The following is a 19,489-nucleotide window of genomic DNA, read 5'->3' on the forward strand; positions in this document are numbered from 1 at the left end:
GAGCCTGTAGAATGTCAAAAAGTATGCGCGATTCAAACTTCCTGTTTTTTTAAATGACTTCTCTGTCCATTTAAGAATAATGTTGTGCTTACACCAAATAGACCAGCAAAGCAGGTTGCAGCAACTATAATCAAAGTCAACGAGAAGCCATAAATATCCAGCAGCCCGCCAAAAACAGTATAAGAGATGCCGATGACAACTGAGTTTATTAGGTTTGCGACAGATAGACAGGACGCTCGGATATGTGAATCAATATTTTCATGAATATATGTTTCATAGGAGGTTTCATATATTGAAGGGAGCGACATGATAAGAAGGAAGGTTGCCACCGAAGTAATTGTTCCAATATTTAATGATAAAATACCTAGCAAAAAAGTAACAGCGACGGTAGTGGTAAGAGCAATTATGCCGAGAGAAAATCTAGAACAAATAAAACCCGCAGCCATGAACATAACTGCCGATATGGCTTCAACGGCAGCATAAATGCCGGCAATAATAGGTACTTCTAAACCCTGCATGGCAAAAAACGGCTGGCCGTAGATAAATAGGGGGATCGTTGATAGTTCGAATAAAGCATATCCAATAAATAGAGGTATAAGAAGAGCCCCTTTTTTTGAGCGAAAAAAATTGACGAGCGATGTGGAAACATTTTCTGTTGTGTTATGGCCTACTCCATTTTCTTTATGGAGCGCCGGAGAGGTAGACGGAAGCCTCATTTCGGGAATGCACGTTACAATAAGTGCACCGATAAATTTTGATATCGCAAAAAAAATATAAACGCTGTTCCATGAGAAACTATCTTGTAATACACCACCAAGAAGCATGGATAAGCCTAATGAAACCGCACCGATAGCACGGGCACGTGACAATATCTTGGGATACTCTTCAGCTCGGTGTTCAGCCAGTAAGTTGTCATACAATAAGGCTCTGTCTGAACCGGAGCCCATCGCAATGCTGGCACCGAATATGCAGAATATAATCGCAAAAGGAATAAAAGAGGAGAATAGCAAGAAACCAATGCCGCTTATACATAACCCTAGAAAACCGATTATAAGAGAAAACTTACGGCCACATCGATCTGCGAGTAAGCCAGATGGGATTTCTAATGCTACACAAGAAAAAAATAAAAAAGATTGGAGTACACCTATCTCTCCTTGTGTGATGCCAAGTTGGAGCAAGTAAAGAACGAACAGGCTTCTTTGAACATCCATGTTTAGGAAAATAGACAAAGAATAGTATAAATTATCATTTTTTTTTTTTTAAAAACTTAATGCATTCATTTTATTTAAATACCTGTTTCTTTGTGAGTTCAAAAGATCTGAAATCTAAGCTTAAAATGCATGCATCTATTTTTGAAGGTCCAATCTTTGCCAAATATTGAAGGGCTTCCCACGCCATGAGGTTGGCGACAATCGAGTTTGTTATTCCATTGGATGGAAAACGTGCAGGAATAATTATTTTTTTACAAACGCTGTGTACTTCTCTAATCCAGCGTAGATATGCCTGGAATGAAGGTTTCTCTCTCAGAAGCGGCCCGAGTGTGCCGTTGTTAATACCAACGGCACCGAAAAGCGCTGAGGTGCCTGCCTTTAATGCTGCGTTAGCAACGTAATCCTGAATGGCTCCTTTAGGTTCATCAGCACAACAGATTATCAAATTTGCGCCCGTTGCTAATCGTGCTAGCTGTCTGCTGGAAGTTATCTCTAATATGATGGATTTTGTTTTTACTACTTTTTGATTTTCCATTAATCGCTGAGCAAGTATGTCTGCTTTATATTGGCCGATATCCTGCGCGCCAAAAACAAATTGACGATTAAGATTGCTCATGCTCACTTTATCAAAATCAATTAAGACAAAGGAGCCAACTCCTGAACCAGCAAGGCTTTGTGCAACTAACGATCCTGTACCGCCGCATCCAACAATTACTATTGACGAATTGTATAATTGTTGACTCATTTCTTGGTTTGGCGCTACTGCTTCGTTCCAGGACCATTGCACAGACTGTAACGGAGTCATCCCGCAAGGAGGGGCTGTATGGATAAGATTAGCCTCTTTTAATTTTCTAAGAAGGCTTCCTTCCGGTTCCTTCTCAATTTCCAGTACAACCCCTGTTGTACTAAGTAGATAAAGCAGCTTGGCAATAGCCGAGTTGTGAGACTTGATGTTTTTTATGCCGTCCTCTGCGATCAACTTAAGTTGATTGTTATCACTAAGAATAGCGACGTCACCACGCAATACCCAATGACTTTCTAATTTAAACAAGGGAAGAACCCTCCGTTATATGTTTGTCGCCTATATGTTTAACAAACATAGCCATTGGTCTATAAACTGTTTCAGCCAGTAGCATGGGTAAAGCGTCACTACTGGATCTGGAATAAAGTTTAAAAAAAATAGATTTAATAAGTTTTCTGGAATCAACGGAGGTTTCCAAACCAGATATTTTTCTTTGAAAGAGAGTTAGGCGCAAACTTTTCTCACTGGCGGCATCTACTACTAAAGCTTTCAATATCTTTTTTTCCTCATTTGTGAGCTCTTGCCAAATTTCTCGGCACTCCATAATCAGGTGAAGTGATTTTTCTTTATTTTTTTGTCTAGGCTCAACAAATGATTGAAGCAAAATCTCAGCCTCGCTCATTATTTCAAATGGGCTATGAAATCGCTGATAGTTTGCGAGTATAGGGAAAGAGTAATATGAAGAAAATGCAGACCATGACAATAGTATTTTTGTATTCGAGTTGGGAATGACATCTAAAGCCTTAGTCAGCCCAATGCCACGATACTGTGGATGTATAATGACCCGGAATGATTGCAATATAGATTTATTGACTTCTGAAAACTCAGGAAATATCTCAAAGGCCTTTGGCCATGGACATATACATAAGTTAACGCCAACCAGCTCTCCTTGAGAATAAGCAGCAACAACATGGTCAACTAGAGGGGCCAACATATCTATATCATTCGGGTTGTCATTTTCGTAATGATAACGAGAAAGTTTTTTATAGTCGTCTATGGTGCCTTTTTTTATTTCTATTTTTAGGCTTTCTAATATATTCGCGTTTTTTGTTTTTTTGTTTAAAATACGGTGTTTTCCGTCCGAGCAAAGCGCAATATGAATGTCAGGTTTTAAAAAGCCGACAATATCGTCATGGCAACTTGCAATAAAAGCGCTTTGTTTATTGGAGCGCAGGATTTTCCCTAAATTTATGGCGACAATGTGAGCTGTACGCCTGTCCAATCGTGTAGTGAATTCGTCAAGGATAAGTGGCCCGTTTCCCTGGATTAAGGCCAATGCAATAAGGAAACGTTCTTTTTGCCCATCAGATAGGTGAGAGAAAGGACCAATCAGAATACGTGGCTCTCCTAGTCCAAATTTTGAAAGGTAACGGATGACTGCTCCTGCATCGTCATAAGATATTATCTCAGCAATAGATTTCGCTTTATCAATGTGGTCAGGTATTTTTCTTATGGCTGAAAAGTGTTGAGATATTTCTTTTAATAGTAAACTTTTACCAACGCCACTTGCGCCTGTTATTAGAACAATTCCGTTTGTAGGAATGTCTAAATTTGATAGTGACTCAATCCACCCTTTTTCAGATAAGCCAAAAGTTTTAATTATATCCTGGCAGACTTTGCTTGAGTTGCCTTTTGGAGAAATATGTAGGTCTACTTTTGTGTGTATTATATTCATAGCATCGCTCCTGTCGGCTTGCTAGCTACAGTAGGTCTATCACTTTTGGAAATTAATATTGCTCAAACAGATACTTGGAATGGCGCCAATAGTAACGCTTGGGCATACATCGTCTAATAGATGGTTAAGCAATTTTCTATGCGGATTGCTAAACATAGATGATTTTAATGTATTGAAATATAGTTTTTGGGCTTGTGATTCATTTCGCCAAGCTGGGCATAACATTAATGACGCATATCTACCCCAAGCATCATCGGTTGGTCCAGAAATAATCATTAGACGCATAGCAGCTTTAACTTTAGGATTTGAATAGCTGTCAGAAACTGGAGTGCAAGGTATACCATTCTTATGAAGAGTCATCGCAATGGACCAAGCTACCGTAGCGTTGGGATAATAATCAGAAAATGCTAGAAGAAGACCATTTTTGGATGCTATAGGACACCAGTCTAGAGGTGTTAAATTTTTTAGCGGTACGGGGTCGTCAGATGGTGTAGAAGCCCTTGCCCAACCTACATGTTCTCCGCAGTTTGCCTCTTTTAAAATATTTTTAATTTCTTTACGGAGTGATTTTTTGTCATCCCCAATAAGCTCGCCTGAAAAAACAAGAACAGCTCTAAGGGACGTTTTTTTAACGATACGCTGCCCATTTACTAATGCGGTAGAGTTAAATGGAGTAGCGGTGTCTGCAGTCTGATTAATGATTCCTTTTTCGTAAAGAGTGATATTTTCTTCAGGATTGCGAACAACTTCTATAAGTATAGGAGAAATGCTGTTGTAGGGACAAAAAGCCTCCCACCGATTAGGAGCAATCTCACAGATCTGCCGTGCTCCAGGCCATATATCAGCACGAAACGGTATCCAGGCAGGGGACGATAGTAAACCTTCAAAGGCCGGCACCTTCTCTTGAAATCTGATAATGGCGCTACCATCTAGTGATAACTCTAATTTGGCTTTGCTCATAATTAGGTGGCGGACGAGGATGTCTTGACTTGCCAGATAGTTAAGCCCGCTTAGATAGTCTTCTCCTGAGACATTATTCAGTTCGCGGGTTTTATTGGCTTTGGGGGAAAGAATGTATGTATGCTCCTCATCCTTAACTCTGATATCACAGCCGCCTTCTATGCCCACGTTTGGGAGCGGTGTAGATAACGGTGCTCGTGGAGGAAGCGCTCCCAAGCTCGCTAATTGTAGTGCACCATAGTTGCGAGGGGATTTTAGTGATCCGGGAACTGCATCTACAGCAATTCTAACTAGATTTTTTTTGTTCACCGCGCAGCCTCCTTACTTTCTTGGAGTTAGTATGTGAAAGCTTTTTTATATTTTTGGATTAAGTTATTTTTAAGTATTGGTTTTTTTCAATAAGGTCCTGCATACTATGCTATAGGTTCTATCAATTTAAATTTGTAGGGTGTAAGGCTTCTAAGTAACTAAGGTTTTAAATAATAGCTGTTTAGGTAGTCTTCAGTTTTTTCTGCGGTATTTTTGAGGAATACGATATATTTTTTCTCGTGCTCGATAAAACTGCCGATTTGATGGGATAAGGGAGGGGGCATTGTTTTTGCTGCTTCAAATAGTTCTGCTCTAGCTTCTTTACCTAGATCTTCGATTTTACCTAATATGGGAAGAACGAATCCACGCATTTGTTGTTCAAATAGTGGGAATCTATGAGTGTCTACATGTAAGTTTTGGACGGCGATAGTGAACCCACAGTTGATTACATTGTGCCACCATCCGGGGGGAATATAAAATGCGTCACCTGCCGATATCGTACCTTCAAAAATATCGGCGCCTTTCCCGAGCACTTTATTAGCAGTTTCAATATCAAATAAGTCTTGTCCGTTCGAAACTGCAAAGGTGTGGAGTGGCGACACCATACGCGCTTTTTTTTCGCCTACAATCACGGTTAGCACGGAGTTAACGAAAAAAGAATCTGTATGCAAAGGGCTAGATACAGATTCATAGCCGATAAGTAAGTTTGTTGGTGGTATTGAAATCGAAGGCGGTAATTTGTACAGCCAGTTATCAGGAAAGCAAGGTAATGTCATGTCTATGTCATTTAGGAGTTCAGGAAACTCTTTATGATAGATCCATCCGCCCATGTATGGTGACTCAGTCTTATGGTCAATAAAGTCGTTGTTTTCTGCTATACATATATATTCCCTTAGAGGCATTCTAGCTTGATTATTGTAAGGTTCTTGCTGTTTTGTCTTGTAGTAACAGATAGGTACGTCGACATTTCCATAACTGTCTTTGAAAAAGTCTGCGGACCATCGCTTCATAGCTGGCCAATTTTTTCCCATTCTTTTTAAAATGACAGGAGTTTCATTCATAAGGTAGTTTTTTTGAAATTCCATTACCTCGCTAGCATCAACGCTTTCAAGAGGAATTATGTTTTTGTTTAACAAATGGATAATCCTGATTAAAGAATTGCTGTTGGTTTGATAAAAAAGGTCAAACTAATGAATGACCTTTTTTATGTTGGTGCTAGCTAACTACTAACAACGACTAAAAACAGCCTGAAGCATCAATTCATCATCTGCTAGGTCCATGAGGAAAGAGACGTCTTCATTTTCATTCGTGGCAGAAAAGCTGCTATCCGGTTCTGGTGCATAGTCATTTACTTCTTCATTTTTCATATTTTTATTCCATTTATTAATTGATGGGCTGGTGACGTCGTTTGATTAAGCAGCCACTGATTAATTTGACGTTCCGGCCAGAGCTACGCGACAGGCCTAGATTTAATCAAGGAGGATCCGCGTATGTGTTAAAGCTGATCAGTGACGTCTTGAGTAAAGACCATATTGGCAGTATCAGGCAAATGTACAGGTTGTGACTTTATGTATCAGGACATCTGCAAGAAGAGAAATGGCTGCAGTGTTAAAAAACACTTAATCCTGATCGCCAGGCCCAGCGCGGTATTAGGAAATTACTTACAAAGGACTTCTTATTCGGCTTACAGAAGTAGCCTTCAACATTTTAGGACGCTCCAAGCAAAAAAAAGCCCCACAACCGAATGGATTGCAGGGCTAAAAATTGGCTGGATGCGACCAACCAAAGGAGCTCTTTACATCACTTGGCGGTAGCAACCACCGTATCCGGCTGCCAGCCACCCCCCAGCGCCTTGTAGATCGCGACGATGCCGCGATACAGATCCACTTCGGCCTGGGCCTGGGAGTCTTCGGCGGCCAGGCGTTCGCGTTGGGCGTCGAGCAGGACCAGGAAGTCCACGGTGCCTTCGCGGTAGCGGATCGCGGCCAGGTCGGCGGCGGCGCGGCTGGATTCGCTTTGGCGGATCAGCGAGACCAGGCGTTGCTGACGCTTGCCGTAGTCACTGAAGGCGTTTTCGGATTCTTCCAGGGCCAACAGCACTTGCTGTTCGTAGTTCGCCAGGGCGCCATCGGCTTCGGCGTCCGCGCCGCGCAAGCGGGCGCGCACGCTGCCCAGGTCGAAGGCGGCCCAGGTAATGCTTGGGCCAAGAGCCCAGGCATTGGCGGCGGACGAGCCGATCTGCGAGCCGCGCCCGGCGGTGAAGCCGAGGAAGCCGCTGAGGCTGACCCGTGGGAACAGGTCGGCCTTGGCCACGCCGATGCGTGCGGTGGCGGCCGCCAGTTTGCGCTCGGCGCTGAGGATGTCCGGGCGCCGTTGCAGCAGTTGCCCCGGGTCGCCGATCGGCAGCGCCTTGGCAATCGCCGGCAGGTCTTTCGGGCTCAGGTCCACGCTCAGTTTGTCGGGGCGCTGGCCGAGGAGGGTGGCGATGCGGTTACGCTCGCGCACTTGCTCGGCCTGCAGTTGCGGCACGCTGGCTTCCACCGACGCAAGGCGCGCATCGGCGCGTTCCACGTCGAGTTGGTCGCCCACGCCGGCATCGCGCAGGCTGACGGTGATTCCGCGGGAGTCCTGCTGGTTCTTCAGGTTGTCCAGGGCAATGCGTTCACGCAGTTGCGCGCCACGCAGTTGGCCGTAGGCGTCCACCAGTTCAGCGATCATGGTGACTTGCAGCTGGTACAAGTCAGCCTCGGCGGCCTGCTGGTCGGCGTCGGTGGCTTCCAGGTTGCGCTGGATGCGACCGAACAGGTCCAGTTCCCAGGCCATGTCCAGGCCGAGGTCGTAGCGCTCGGTCTTGACGCGGCGGGTGGTCTGGCCGGGGATCTGGCCCTTGCCCTGGTCACTGCTGACGCGGCTGGTGATGGTCGGCATGGCGTCGTTGCTGGCGTCATCGCGGATCGCACGGGACGCGCGCAGACGGGCAAAGGCGACGCGCAGGTCGCGGTTGCCCTGCAGCGACTGGGTGACCAATTGGTTGAGGGTCGGGTCCTCGAACTGCTGCCACCAGATGCCTTCGAACCTGGCATGGTCATATTGCTTGGCATCGGCGGCGGCCGTGATGTTGGCCGCTTCCGGGGTCTGGGCTTTGTAGTCCGGGCCCACGGCACAGGCGCTCAGCGCCAGTACCAGCAAGCTCGGCAGGAATACTTTCACGCTCATTGCTGTGTCTCCAGCTTCAAGGCCTTGGCCGCTTTGCGTGCTTCGCTGCGCTCCACATAGCGACGGATCAGTACGTAGAACACCGGCGTCAGCAACAGACCGAAGAAGGTCACCCCGATCATCCCGGAGAACACCGCCACGCCCATGGCATGCCGCATCTCGGCACCGGCACCGCTGGACAACACCAGTGGCACCACACCCATGATGAAGGCGAACGAGGTCATCAGGATCGGCCGCAGACGCAAGCGGCAGGCTTCCAGTACCGCGGCGAGCGGGTCGAGGCCTTCCTGCTGTTTATCCTTGGCGAACTCGACGATCAGGATCGCGTTCTTGCAGGCCAGGCCCACCAGTACGATCAAGCCGATCTGGGTAAAGATGTTGTTGTCGCCGCCGGAGATGATCACCCCGGTGATGGCCGACAGCAGCGTCATCGGTACGATCAGGATCACCGCCAATGGCAGGCTCCAGCTTTCGTATTGGGCGGCCAGTACCAGGAACGCCAGCAGTACGCAGAGCGGGAACACGAACAGCGCGGTGTTGCCCGAGAGGATTTGCTGATAGGTCAGGTCGGTCCACTCGTAGGTCATGCCATTGGGCAGTTCATCCTTGAGCAGTTTTTCAATCGCGGCCTGGGCCTGGCCGGAGCTGTAGCCCGGTGCGGCGTTGCCGTTGATTTCAGCGGTGATAAAACCGTTGTAGTGCATCACGCGGTCCGGCCCCGAGGTGTCGCTGACCTTGATGAAGGTCGCCAGCGGGATCATCTCGCCTTTGTTGTTACGCACTTTCAGCTGGCCGATCTGGTCGGAGTCCTGGCGGAACTGTTGCTCGGCCTGCACGTTGACCTGGTAGGTACGCCCGAAGCGGTTGAAGTCGTTGGCATACAACGAACCCAGGTAGACCTGCAGCGTGTCGAAGATGTCGCTGATTGCCACGCCGTGGGTCTTGGCCTTTTCACGGTCGATGGCGGCATCGACCTGCGGCACGTTGACCGTGTAGCTGGTGAACAGGCCGAACAGCTCAGGCACGCCGTGGCTTTTGGTGATGACGTTCTGCACTTCTTTATACAGCTCGTCATAGCCGAGGTTGCCACGGTCTTCGATCTGCAGGCGGAACCCGCCGATCGTGCCCAGGCCTTGTACCGGCGGCGGCGGGAAGATCGCCATATAGGCTTCTTCGATACTGGCGTACTGGCCGTTCAGCGCACCGGCAATCGCACCCGCCGACATGCTCGCGTCTTTACGCTCGTCGAACGGTTTCAGGGTGACGAACACGATGCCGCTGTTCGGGCTATTGGTGAAACCGTTGATCGAAAGGCCGGGGAACGCAATCGCGCTTTCCACGCCCGGTTGCTTCAGGGCGATGTCCGACATGCGCTTCATCACGCTTTCGGTACGGTCCAGGCTCGCGGCGTCGGGCAGTTGGGCGAAGGCCACCAGGTATTGCTTGTCCTGGGCCGGTACGAAACCGGTCGGCGTGTGGGCAAACCCGAAGAATGTCAGCACCATCAGGCCGGCGTACACGAACAGGGCGATACCCGTGCCGCGAATCACCCGGCGCACGGTACCGACGTAGCCATGGCTGGCCTTTTCGAAAAAGCGGTTGAAGGGACGGAACAGCCAGCCGCCGAAGAGCTTGTCGAGGAACCTGGAGAAACGGTCCTTCGGTGCGTCATGGGCGCGCAGCAACACGGCCGCCAGGGCAGGGGACAGCGTCAGCGAGTTGAATGCCGAGATCACCGTCGAAATGGCAATGGTCAAGGCGAACTGTTTGTAGAACTGCCCGGTCAAGCCACTGATAAAGGCGGCCGGAATGAACACCGCACACAGCACCAGCGCCGTGGCGACGATCGGGCCGGTCACTTCACGCATGGCTTTTTCGGTGGCCGGGAACGGCTCCAGGCCCAGTTCGATATTACGTTCGACGTTCTCCACCACCACGATGGCGTCGTCCACCACGATGCCGATGGCCAGTACCAAGCCGAACAACGACAAGGCATTGAGTGAGAACCCGAACAGGTGCATCACCGCGAACGTACCGATCAACGACACCGGCACCGCCACCAATGGAATGATCGAGGCGCGCCAGGTCTGCAGGAACAGGATCACCACCAGCACCACGAGGATCAACGCTTCGAACAGAGTGTGCACCACCGCTTCGATGGAGCCGCGTACAAAGATCGTCGGGTCATAGGCGATGCGGTAATCCATGCCGGCCGGGAAGCCCTTTTTCAGCTCGGCCATCTTGGCGCGCACATCGTTGGAGATATCGATGGCGTTGGAGCCTGGACGCTGGAAAATCGGAATCGCGACGGCAGGCTGGTTATCGATCAGCGAGCGCAGCGCATATTGGCTGGAGCCCAGCTCGACCCGGGCGATGTCCTTCAGGCGGGTGATCTCACCGTTGGCGCCGGCGCGAATCACAATGTTCTCGAACTCTTCCTCGGTGACCAGGCGGCCCTGGGTATTGACCGACAACTGGAAGCTGGTATCACTCGGCGCCGGCTGGGCGCCCAGGGCACCGGCGGCCACCTGGCGGTTCTGTTCGCGGATCGCGTTGACCACATCGGTTGCGGTCAGGTTGCGCGAAGCGGTCTTGTTCGGGTCCAGCCAGACGCGCAGCGAGTAGTCGCCCATGCCGAACAACTGCACGTCGCCGACGCCGCCCAGGCGGCCCAGCTCATCCTTGATATTGAGGATCGCGTAGTTGGACAGGTACAGCATGTCGTAACGCTGATCCGGGGAGGTCAAGTGCACCACCATGGTCAGGTCGGGAGAGGCCTTGTCTACGGTGATACCGATGCGTGTCACTTCTTCAGGCAGTTTTGGCTGAGTCCGTGTCACCCGGTTTTGCACCTGCACCTGCGCGTTGTCAAGGTCCGTGCCCAGGGCGAAGGTGATGGTCAGGGTCAGCTTGCCGTCGGCGGTCGACTGCGAGGACATGTACAACATGTTCTCGACGCCGGTAATGGCTTGCTCCAGCGGAGCCGCCACGGTTTCGCCGATGACTTTAGGGTTGGCGCCGGGAAAGTTGGCGCGTACCACCACGGTCGGCGGCACCACTTCCGGGTATTCGCTGATGGGCAGTTGGAACAGCGAGATTGCGCCGGCGATCAGGATCAACAGCGACAGCACCGCTGCGAAGATCGGCCGCGAAATGAAGAACTTGGAAAAATTCATCTTGAGTCGTATCCCTTAACCGCGTGGAGTCGCGCTGCTGGCGAGCTTGGGCGCGGGTTTTTCCGGCGCCACTTGCTCCAGGTTGCTGGCTTCAAGCGCTTGTCGTTGTTGGGCCAAGGCGGCGAGGGTTTCCTGGCTGGCCATCGGAATGGTTTCCGGTGCGACCGGCGAACCTGGGCGTGCACGCTGCAGGCCCTTGACGATAATGGTGTCGTCCTTGTTCAAGCCGCTGCGCACGATGCGCAGGCCTTCGATCTTCGGCCCCAGTTCGACGGCGCGATAGGCGGGCTTGTCGCCTTCCATCACCAGCACGAACTTCTTGCCCAGGTCGGTGCCCACGGCTTCGTCGTTGATCAGCACGGCGGAGTAGGTGCCGCTGCCCACCAGCTTCAAGCGCGCATACAGGCCAGGGGTGTATTCGCCCTTGCTGTTATCGAACACCGCGCGCCCACGGATGGTGCCGGTGGCCGGGTTGACCTGGTTATCGACGAAGTTCATCTGGCCCAGGTGCGGGTTGCCGGTTTCATTCGACAGGCCCAGGTACACCGGGGTGGTCGCGCCGCGACGGCCTTGGCGGGCCAGCTCGGTGTACTTGAGGAACACACGCTCATCGGCGTCGAAGTAGGCGTAGACCTTGTCGGTGGAGACCACGCTGGTCAGCGCGGTGGTGTCGGCGGTCACCAGGTTGCCGGCGGTGATCTCGGCACGGCTCACGCGGCCGCTGATCGGCGACGTGACGCGGGTGAAGCTCAGGTTCAACTTGGCCAGGTCCAACTGCGCCTGGATCCCGGCAACAGCGGCGCGGGCTTCCTGGGCGGCGGTGGTGCGCGAGTCGGCCAGTTCGGCGGAAATCGCATTGCTCTGGCGCAGGCGGTCGCCGCGTTGCGCTTCGTTATCGCTGCGGGTGGCGGCGGCTTTCGTTTGCGCCAACTGGGCTTCGAGGCGGCGTACCTCGGCCTGGAACGGACGTGGATCGATCTGGAACAGCAGGTCGCCTTTCTTGACCAAAGCGCCTTCGGTGAAAGCGACTTGGTCAATCTGGCCCGACACGCGTGGACGAATCTGTACGGTTTCCGGTGCTTCCAGGCGCCCGGTGAATTCATCCCACTCGTTGACCGGCTGCTCGAGCACCTTGGCCACGCTGACTTTCGCCGCTGGCATGGCGGCCGCTTGGTCCGGGGTCTTGCCGCACGCGCTCATCACCACCACGGCCAGGATCGCCAGGGGGAAGCGCAAATGTTTGAGTGACTGTTCCATGAGGTGCATCCGCCAATGTATTGAGATGGGCGGATCATGCGCGGGGAGACGGTATGTCACGAATCGAATGAAGCAAAGGTAACTATCATTCGGAATGATATAAGCGCGCGGACAGCCCACTAGCATGGGGGTTTCGTTAGGGTGCTATCAATGCCCTTGATGGCAATAGTCTATTGCGCAGGCTGCAAGAGACTCGCGCGAGAGCGCCGTTATCCCTTCAACACCGACGACATGCCCGGATAGTGGGCGCAGATGAACTCAACAAATGCGCGAACCTTTGGGGCAGCGAGGCGCCTGGATGTATGCAGCACCCACAGCGCGGGTTCCATTCCGTGCACTGTGCCCCACTGGACCAACTCGCCACGGGCAAGCTGGTCCCCGGCAATGGACTGTGGAATCAGGGCGGCGCCTGCACCGGCGACAGCCGCATCCCGCACCATCAGTAATGAAGAGAACCGTAGCTTCGGGTTGGGCTCCAGCACCAGTTCCCCGCCATCGAGATGCCAGTGGGTGGGCTCGAAACTCGACGTCACGATAGCGGCAACGGGCCGGACCGCGCCGGGCAGCGGCTTGAGCACCGCCGGCGCCGCCACCACGATCAGTCGGTCTTTGGCGAAGCAGCGGCCAACCAGGCTGCTGTCCGGGCTGGGATTGATGCGGATGGCAACGTCAAAGCGTTCCTCTACAAGGTCAACCAGGCGATCCTCGGCGACGACTTCGATCTCCACTTCAGGGTAGGCGGCGCAGAACTCGGCGCCAATGCGCCCCATCGCAAGCTGCGAGAACAAAACCGGGGCAGCCACGCGCAAGCGTCCGCGCGGTGTCGAGATGCCCTCACGGGCCGCCGTCAAGGCTTCGATCACCTCGCCCAGCGGACCTTCCGTGCGCGTCATCAGCACTTCCCCGGCTTCGGTGAGTTTCAAGCCGCGTGCGCTGCGCTCGATCAGCCTGACGCCCAGTTGCTCTTCCAGGTCAGCGATGCGGCGCGACAAGGTCGCCTTGGCTATACCGCTCGCACGGCTGGCCTTTCCGAGCCCTTCATTGGTGGCGACGAGGGCAAAATCGATCAGCGCGTTCAGGTTCATGGTGTTCCACTTTTGAAACGAAGTGTCTGGATTTTGGCGTCTGTGCTCCGCCTGCGCAACAGAATATCTTTGAACACATCGCAGCGAGCGTTGCGGATTTCACTCACTGACTCACCTAAACCCACTGCAGGAGTTTCACCATGAGCATTCTGGTTATCGGCGCCACCGGCACGATCGGTTCACTCGTCACCCAAGGCCTTGCCGAGGCGGGCGCCGAGGTCAAGGCCCTGGTTCGCCAGGCGGGCAAGCGCGATTTCCCGGCAGGAGTAACCGAGGTTGTTGCGGACCTTACCGATGTCCTCTCCCTGCGCGCTGCACTGTCGTCGGTACGCACGCTGTTCCTGCTCAATGCCGTAACGCCCGACGAGGTCACCCAAGCCCTCATCACGCTGAACCTCGCGCGTGAGGCGGGGATCGAGCGCATCGTTTACCTGTCGGTGATTCATGCCGACACCTTCACCCAAGTGCCGCATTTCACCGGCAAGCACACGGTTGAGCGCATGCTCGAAAGCCTCGATATGCCCGCGACGATCCTGCGTCCTGCTTACTTTATGCAAAACGACCTGATGGTCCGGCAGACGATCCAGGACTACTCGGTATACCCGATGCCCATTGGCTCGGCCGGGGTTTCAATGATCGATACGCGCGACATCGCCGATGTGGCCGTGGCAGAACTGCTGCGCCGCGATAAAGCACCTTCCGCGCTTGCGCGCGTAACCCTGGAGTTGGTCGGGCCAACCGCACTGACGGGTGCTTCCGTGGCGAAGATCTGGAGTGCAGCCCTGGGCCGCGAGATCGCCTACGGCGGTGACGACGTGGTGGCCTTCGAAGGGCAATTGGCGGCCTACGGCCCCGCTTGGTTGGCGTACGACATGCGCCTGATGATGGCCGCTATCCAGACGTTCGGCATGCACGCCGCCGAAGGTACCGTGGAGCGGTTGGAGGCGATCATCGGGCATCCGTTGCGTGCCTATGAAGACTTTGTGCGTGAAGCGACGGCCGGCTTCGTCAGCCAACCGCACTAGCAGCGCCGAATAGCCGTCGAACCGCAGCGCTGCAGTAATTCAATCTGGTCCGCTGGCACCAGCGTCCGCAGCGTCTTGTACAGCACCCGGGTTTCCAGCAGGTTCCAAACCCGTAGCATGGTTTCCAGTGCGTCCAGGGGTTTGCTGATGAAATCCCGGGCGCCCAGGGCGAGGGCGCGCAGGCGTGTGTCGCGGGTTGCGTCGGCGGTGAGCACCAGGATCGGCAGGTATTCGCCTTGAGGGATGCGCCGGTTGAGCTGTTCCAGCACGGCAAAGCCGTCGAACTCCGGCATGTGCAGGTCGAGGATCACCAGGTCCGGCTCGAAGCTGTTGAACAACTCCAGGGTGCGCAGCGGCTGGGTGCTGCTCAGCACGTTGGTCAGCCCCTCGCGCGCCAGCAGTTGCTCCACCAGGTCGAGGTTCGGGCGTTGGTCGTCGATGATCAGGATACGCAGGTCGAGGTTCACGCAGGCTCCGGAAAAGCTTGGTCGAGGTGGGCGAGAAACCCAGGCACGTTGATCGGTTTGTTCAATACGGCGGTGGCGCCGGCCTGCAGCAACGCTTGGCGGGTCACGTCGCTGGCGTCGGCGGTGAGCATCAGCACCGGTGTGTCGCGGCTGATCGGTGACTGGCGTAAGCGTTGCAGCACCTTCAAGCCATCGATGTCGGGCAGCGCCACATCCAGCAGGATCAGCTGTGGCGCATGCTGCGCGGCGAGGTCCAGCCCCAGCTGGCCTTGCATGCTCGACAGCAGGCGTATGCCGGGCCGGCGTTGCAGCAGGGTTTCGATCAGCGCCAGGCTGGAGAGGTTGTCTTCGATGCATAACACCTTGCCCTGGAACGTGCTGACGACGGGGGCAGGGCGCTTCAATTCGGGCTCGATGCCGGGTGCGGCGCCACTGTGGGCGTGGGCCATGCGCACGAAGGGCAGTTCCAGGGTGAAGCGCGAGCCGATGCCGGGCTGGCTCTGCACCTTGAGTTGGCCGTCCATGTTTTCCAGCAGGCTTTTACTCAGGGCCAGGCCCAGGCCGCTGCCTTCCACATTCGGGTCGGCCCCCAGGCGTTCGAACGGCTTGAACAGTTGCCCGATGTGATCGGCGGCGATGCCGTTGCCGGTGTCGCACACCGACACGCTGATCCGCTGCCCCTGGATGCCGATCTCAAGGCTCACCTGGCCATCGCGGCGGTTATATTTGATCGCATTGGACAGCAGGTTCAGCAGCACCTGGGTCAGGCGTTGGCGGTCGGCGACGATGCCGGTATCCGCCGCCAGCGCCGGCAGCGGCTGGAGCTGCACGCCCGCGTCGGCGGCCATGGGCGACACCAGGGTCAACGCCTCCTGCAGGGCACTCGCCAGGGGGATCGGCGCGATGCTCAACGCCAGGCTGCCGGCCTCGATCTTGGCGATGTCCAACACTTCGTTGATCAGCGTGAGCAGGTGCTGGCCGGCGCGCAGAATGTGCCCGACATTGGCCTGTTGCGCCTTGGGCACGTCCATGTCCAACAACTGTGCGAAGCCCAGGATCGAGTTGAGCGGCGTGCGCAGTTCATGGCTCATGCGCGAGAGGAATTCACTTTTGGCACGGCTGGCGCGTTCGGCTTCCTCGCGGGCGGTGCGCAGGGCGATCTCCGCCGCTCGGCGGTCGGTAATGTCGCGGGTAATCTTGGAGAACCCGCGCAGCGCCCCGGTGGCGTCGTGTTGCGCGGTGATCACCACGCTGGCCCAGAACCGTGTGCCGTCCTTGCGGCAGCGCCAGCCTTCTTCGGTGTAGTCGCCGTTGCGGGTGGCTTCGCGCAATGCCAGGTCGGGGTGCTGCGGGCATTCCTCGGGCAGGTAGAACAGGGAAAAATGCTGACCGATGATCTCCTGTTCGGTATAGCCCTTGATCCGCTGCGCGCCGTTGTTCCAACTGGTGACATGGCCTGCTGTGTCGAGGGCGAAGATCCCGTAGTCCTTGACCCCGTCGATGATCAGCCGCAGGCGCTCTTCGTTGTCGCGCAATGCCCGTTCGCGTTCGGCCAGCAATAACCCGGCCTCCACCAGGCGGGTGCCCAACTGGCCGATTTCGTCATTTTCCGGGGGCCGGGGCAGCAGCGGCGAGCCCTGGGCCAGGCGCTGGGCGTTGCGCTGTACATTCTGCACCCGGGCCACAATGCCCTTGGACAGAAACAGCACCGCCACAATCGCCCCGAACAGCCCGCAGATCGCCGCCAGCCAGGTGGACAGCAACAGCCTTTGCCGGGTGTCGGACGCCGCAGCGCTGCGCTCGGCCAGCAGCGAGTCTTCAAGGGTGAGCATGGTGCTGATGTGTTGGCGCAGGGCATCGAGGATCTGCTTGTTGCTGATCAGGATGGCACTGATGGCTTGCGGTGTGGCCTTGCTGTCCTTGAGCATCTGCTCCAGCCCGTCGACCTTGGCCTCGATCAGCGGTTTGATCGCGCTGAGCTGCTCGCGCACGCGCTGATCGCGCACATTGCGGTCAAGCCGGCGCAGGGCTGACTCGATCTGCGGCTTGGCGTTCAGGTAGGCTGGCAGGAAGTCTTCGCGGTGTGTGAGCAGGTAACCGCGCACACTGGCGGCGGCTTCGGCGAGCAGGGTATGCACGGCCTGGATATCGCCTTGCACGCGCAACACGCGGCGCACATCTTCTTCGGCGCGGGCGGTCTGGCGCTCCGTGGTGTAGATCAGCACCAGGGACAGCAACAGCACCACCAGGGGCAGCGAAATGACCACCAGCGCCTTGCCGCGCAGCGGCAGGTCGGCCCAATATTTTTTCATCGGCGGCGCTTCATGGTGGCGTCACCAGGCCCAGGGCGATGCCCCGCACGGCGGCCTGGGTGCGGTCGGCCGCGCCGAGTTTGCCGATCACCCGCTCGACATGGGCCTTGGCCGTGCCGGTGGTGATGCCCAACTGTTCGCCGATGGCCCGGTTGCTCATGCCGTTGGCGACCAGGCCGAGCACCTGGCGTTCCCGTGGGGTGAGTGGCTCGCCGGGGGCGGCACCGCTGGCCTGGCGTTCGGTCATGCGCCGCAACAGCCGGGCGCTGACCGCCGTGTTAAGCGCTTCGCCGCCGGCGGCCACCTGTTGCAACGCCTGGATCACCTCGGCGCGGCTGGCATCTTTGAGCAGGTAGCCCACTGCACCGGCTTGCATGGCCGCCTCGAGGTACTCGGGGCTGTCGTCCATGGTGAACATCACCACCTTCACCTCCGGCAGGCGTTGTTGCAGCAAGCGGGCGGCGCCCAAGCCGTTGAGGCCGGGCATGCGGATGTCGAGGATGACGATGTTCGGCAGCAGTCGCTCGCACAGTTCCACCGCTTGCAGGCCATCGCTGGCTTGACCAACCACCTCGAACTGCGGGTGGCCGGCCAGCAGGGAGACGAAGCCGGTGCGCGTGACTTCATGATCGTCCGCCAGCACCAGGCGCAAGACGTGGGTCATTGAGGGACTCCAGGCAAGTGGGCTGGCACGCGAGCGTGCAGTCGGGTACCGCCGTTGACGGCGCTGGCGCAGGTAAAGCTGCCGCCCAGCAGGCTGGCGCGCTCCTGCATGGTGGCGAGGCCCAGGTGCTGGGCGTCATCGAGTGACGGCTCCGACGTGAAGCCCTTGCCATTGTCATCAACCCGCAGCGACGCGTGACCGTCACGCAGCGCCAGGGTCAATTGCACTTGGCTTGCGCGCGCATGCTTGAGCACATTGTTGATGGCTTCCTGGCCGATCCGGAACAGGGCGATCTCCACCTGGCTGGGTAAGCGCGTGTCACAGTGCGCCTGCCAGAGCACGTTGATGCCGGCGTCGCGCAGGCGGTCGGCTTCTTTGTCCAGCGCTTTGAACAGACCGAAATCATCCAGCACCGTCGGACGCAGGCCCGCGATCAGTTGCCGGCCCTCGCCGACAGAGTGTTGGGCCAGGGTCAGTATCGCCTGCAGGTCGGCGGCCAATGCATCCGGCAGCGGCGGGCAACGCCCGGCGAAGCCTTGCAGCCGTTGGTGCAGGCCCGCGAGGGTTTGCGCCAGGCCATCGTGCAGGTCGTAGGCCACACGCTTGCGTTCATCCTCCTGGGCGCGGAGCAAGCGGTTGACCAGGTCGGACAGGGTTTTGTCGCGCGTCTTGAGGGTGCTCAGCAGGCGATCGTTTTCAAGGTGGGCAGCCAGCAAGGTGGCGAGCAGTTGCAGCGATTCGCTGTCCTCATGCTCCGGCGTGCGCAGGCTGACGCTATTGCCCAGCACCAGCACGCCTATGGCAGGGCCGTCGCCGGCGCGCAACGGCACTTGCAGGACGCTGGGTAAGTCCTCCGATGGCCGATCCTGCCAACACGGCGTGCGCAGGCTGCGGTCGGCGAGGTGGGCGAGGCTGCTCAATCGTGCTGGGTTGCCATGGCAGGCGCTGGTGTGTGCGATGCCGTCGGCGTCCCACTCCTGCAGCAGCCCGTGGTCCATCGCCAGAAACCCACAGGCCCGCGCGAGTACGCGCTCGCGCATGGCGTCGGGGGCCAGTTCGCGCAGTTGTTGCCCGGTATCCACCAACAGGCGCAGGCGCGCCGTACGACTTTCCGACTGGCGGAAATGCGCGCGCATGGCCAAGGCGCTGCCGGGGTCATGGGGGTTGTCATGCACGGATAATGCTCCAGTGGACTGCGGGCGCGAGGGGGATGTATTAAACATCGTTGAACACCTTGGGCGCTATCTGCCAAATGGCATAGATAAACACCTCCGGTTGGCCGATGGCGGACGCGGGGGAGGAGGGCAAAGTGGGCTCAACGACGACCACT

The 19,489-nt window shown here is 55.6% G+C and carries 15 protein-coding genes; 1 reads left to right on the forward strand and 14 read right to left on the reverse strand.

Annotated features, from left to right (window positions below; translation table 11 throughout):
* Positions 1-32 precede the first annotated feature (32 nt).
* From C4J85_RS12715 to C4J85_RS12755, 10 genes are all read right to left on the reverse strand, one after another.
* Positions 33-1,211, reverse strand: a complete 1,179-nt coding sequence (locus tag C4J85_RS12715) for an MFS transporter (RefSeq protein ID WP_124409778.1) — start codon at positions 1,209-1,211, stop codon at positions 33-35.
* Positions 1,212-1,281: 70 nt separating this feature from the next.
* Complete coding sequence (locus tag C4J85_RS12720; protein ID WP_124409779.1) at positions 1,282-2,262, reverse strand: ThiF family adenylyltransferase; 981 nt, start codon at positions 2,260-2,262, stop codon at positions 1,282-1,284.
* Positions 2,255-3,688 carry a hypothetical protein gene (locus C4J85_RS12725; RefSeq protein WP_124409780.1) on the reverse strand — a complete coding sequence of 478 codons (1,434 nt, stop codon included), beginning with the start codon at positions 3,686-3,688 and terminating at the stop codon, positions 2,255-2,257. The genes C4J85_RS12720 and C4J85_RS12725 overlap by 8 nt, the downstream gene beginning before the upstream one ends.
* A 39-nt stretch (positions 3,689-3,727) precedes the next feature.
* Positions 3,728-4,957: a hypothetical protein gene (locus C4J85_RS12730; protein WP_124409781.1), complete on the reverse strand. Its 1,230-nt coding sequence runs from the start codon at positions 4,955-4,957 to the stop codon at positions 3,728-3,730.
* A gap of 158 nt (positions 4,958-5,115) precedes the next feature.
* Positions 5,116-6,093: a cupin-like domain-containing protein gene (locus tag C4J85_RS12735; protein ID WP_124409782.1), complete on the reverse strand. Its 978-nt coding sequence runs from the start codon at positions 6,091-6,093 to the stop codon at positions 5,116-5,118.
* A gap of 90 nt (positions 6,094-6,183) precedes the next feature.
* Positions 6,184-6,324 carry a hypothetical protein gene (locus tag C4J85_RS27490; protein WP_164487859.1) on the reverse strand — a complete coding sequence of 47 codons (141 nt, stop codon included), beginning with the start codon at positions 6,322-6,324 and terminating at the stop codon, positions 6,184-6,186.
* 433 nt (positions 6,325-6,757) lie between these two features.
* Entirely contained in the window at positions 6,758-8,173 is a 1,416-nt protein-coding gene (locus C4J85_RS12740; protein WP_124362754.1) for an efflux transporter outer membrane subunit, read from the reverse strand.
* A complete protein-coding gene (locus tag C4J85_RS12745; protein ID WP_124409783.1) occupies positions 8,170-11,349 on the reverse strand; it encodes an efflux RND transporter permease subunit in 3,180 nt (1,059 codons plus the stop codon). The genes C4J85_RS12740 and C4J85_RS12745 overlap by 4 nt, the downstream gene beginning before the upstream one ends.
* Before the next feature lie 15 nt (positions 11,350-11,364).
* Positions 11,365-12,606: a multidrug efflux RND transporter periplasmic adaptor subunit MexE gene (gene mexE, locus C4J85_RS12750; RefSeq protein WP_124362756.1), complete on the reverse strand. Its 1,242-nt coding sequence runs from the start codon at positions 12,604-12,606 to the stop codon at positions 11,365-11,367.
* A gap of 209 nt (positions 12,607-12,815) precedes the next feature.
* Entirely contained in the window at positions 12,816-13,691 is an 876-nt protein-coding gene (locus C4J85_RS12755) for a LysR family transcriptional regulator (RefSeq protein ID WP_124409784.1), read from the reverse strand.
* Between the two features lie 140 nt (positions 13,692-13,831).
* Here C4J85_RS12755 and C4J85_RS12760 point away from each other — a divergent pair, with 140 nt between their 5' ends.
* The gene (locus C4J85_RS12760; RefSeq protein WP_124409785.1) at positions 13,832-14,716 is read left to right on the forward strand and encodes an NmrA/HSCARG family protein; all 885 of its coding nucleotides are present in this window, start codon (positions 13,832-13,834) and stop codon (positions 14,714-14,716) included.
* On the opposite strand, the gene C4J85_RS12765 is transcribed toward C4J85_RS12760, so the two are convergent.
* Genes C4J85_RS12765 through C4J85_RS12780 form a run of 4 tightly spaced genes read right to left on the reverse strand, consistent with a single transcriptional unit; the run spans position 14,713 to position 19,334 of the window.
* Positions 14,713-15,183: a response regulator gene (locus tag C4J85_RS12765; RefSeq protein WP_124362759.1), complete on the reverse strand. Its 471-nt coding sequence runs from the start codon at positions 15,181-15,183 to the stop codon at positions 14,713-14,715. The two genes, C4J85_RS12760 and C4J85_RS12765, sit on opposite strands and share 4 nt — an antisense overlap.
* Positions 15,180-17,495: an ATP-binding protein gene (locus C4J85_RS12770; protein WP_124409786.1), complete on the reverse strand. Its 2,316-nt coding sequence runs from the start codon at positions 17,493-17,495 to the stop codon at positions 15,180-15,182. Before C4J85_RS12770 ends, C4J85_RS12765 begins: the two co-directional genes overlap by 4 nt.
* 10 nt (positions 17,496-17,505) lie before the next feature.
* Positions 17,506-18,159, reverse strand: coding sequence for a response regulator transcription factor (locus tag C4J85_RS12775; RefSeq protein ID WP_124409787.1), 654 nt, complete (start codon positions 18,157-18,159; stop codon positions 17,506-17,508).
* The gene (locus C4J85_RS12780; protein WP_124409788.1) at positions 18,156-19,334 is read right to left on the reverse strand and encodes a sensor histidine kinase; all 1,179 of its coding nucleotides are present in this window, start codon (positions 19,332-19,334) and stop codon (positions 18,156-18,158) included. Before C4J85_RS12780 ends, C4J85_RS12775 begins: the two co-directional genes overlap by 4 nt.
* Between the last annotated feature and the right edge of the window lie 155 nt (positions 19,335-19,489).

It is taken from the genome of Pseudomonas sp. R4-34-07 (assembly GCF_003852375.1).
GTDB lineage: Bacteria > Pseudomonadota > Gammaproteobacteria > Pseudomonadales > Pseudomonadaceae > Aquipseudomonas.

Bases quoted from the DNA above. Each gene is read 5' to 3' on its own strand.
- C4J85_RS12715 (WP_124409778.1), bottom strand. From the start codon at position 1,211: ATGGATGTTCAAAGAAGCCTGTTCGTTCTTTACTTGCTCCAACTTGGC.
- C4J85_RS12725 (WP_124409780.1), bottom strand. From the start codon at position 3,688: ATGAATATAATACACACAAAAGTAGACCTACATATTTCTCCAAAAGGC.
- C4J85_RS27490 (WP_164487859.1), bottom strand. From the start codon at position 6,324: ATGAAAAATGAAGAAGTAAATGACTATGCACCAGAACCGGATAGCAGC.
- C4J85_RS12740 (WP_124362754.1), bottom strand. From the start codon at position 8,173: ATGAGCGTGAAAGTATTCCTGCCGAGCTTGCTGGTACTGGCGCTGAGC.
- C4J85_RS12745 (WP_124409783.1), bottom strand. From the start codon at position 11,349: ATGAATTTTTCCAAGTTCTTCATTTCGCGGCCGATCTTCGCAGCGGTG.
- mexE (WP_124362756.1), bottom strand. From the start codon at position 12,606: ATGGAACAGTCACTCAAACATTTGCGCTTCCCCCTGGCGATCCTGGCC.
- C4J85_RS12755 (WP_124409784.1), bottom strand. From the start codon at position 13,691: ATGAACCTGAACGCGCTGATCGATTTTGCCCTCGTCGCCACCAATGAA.
- C4J85_RS12760 (WP_124409785.1), top strand. From the start codon at position 13,832: ATGAGCATTCTGGTTATCGGCGCCACCGGCACGATCGGTTCACTCGTC.
- C4J85_RS12770 (WP_124409786.1), bottom strand. From the start codon at position 17,495: ATGAAAAAATATTGGGCCGACCTGCCGCTGCGCGGCAAGGCGCTGGTG.
- C4J85_RS12775 (WP_124409787.1), bottom strand. From the start codon at position 18,159: ATGACCCACGTCTTGCGCCTGGTGCTGGCGGACGATCATGAAGTCACG.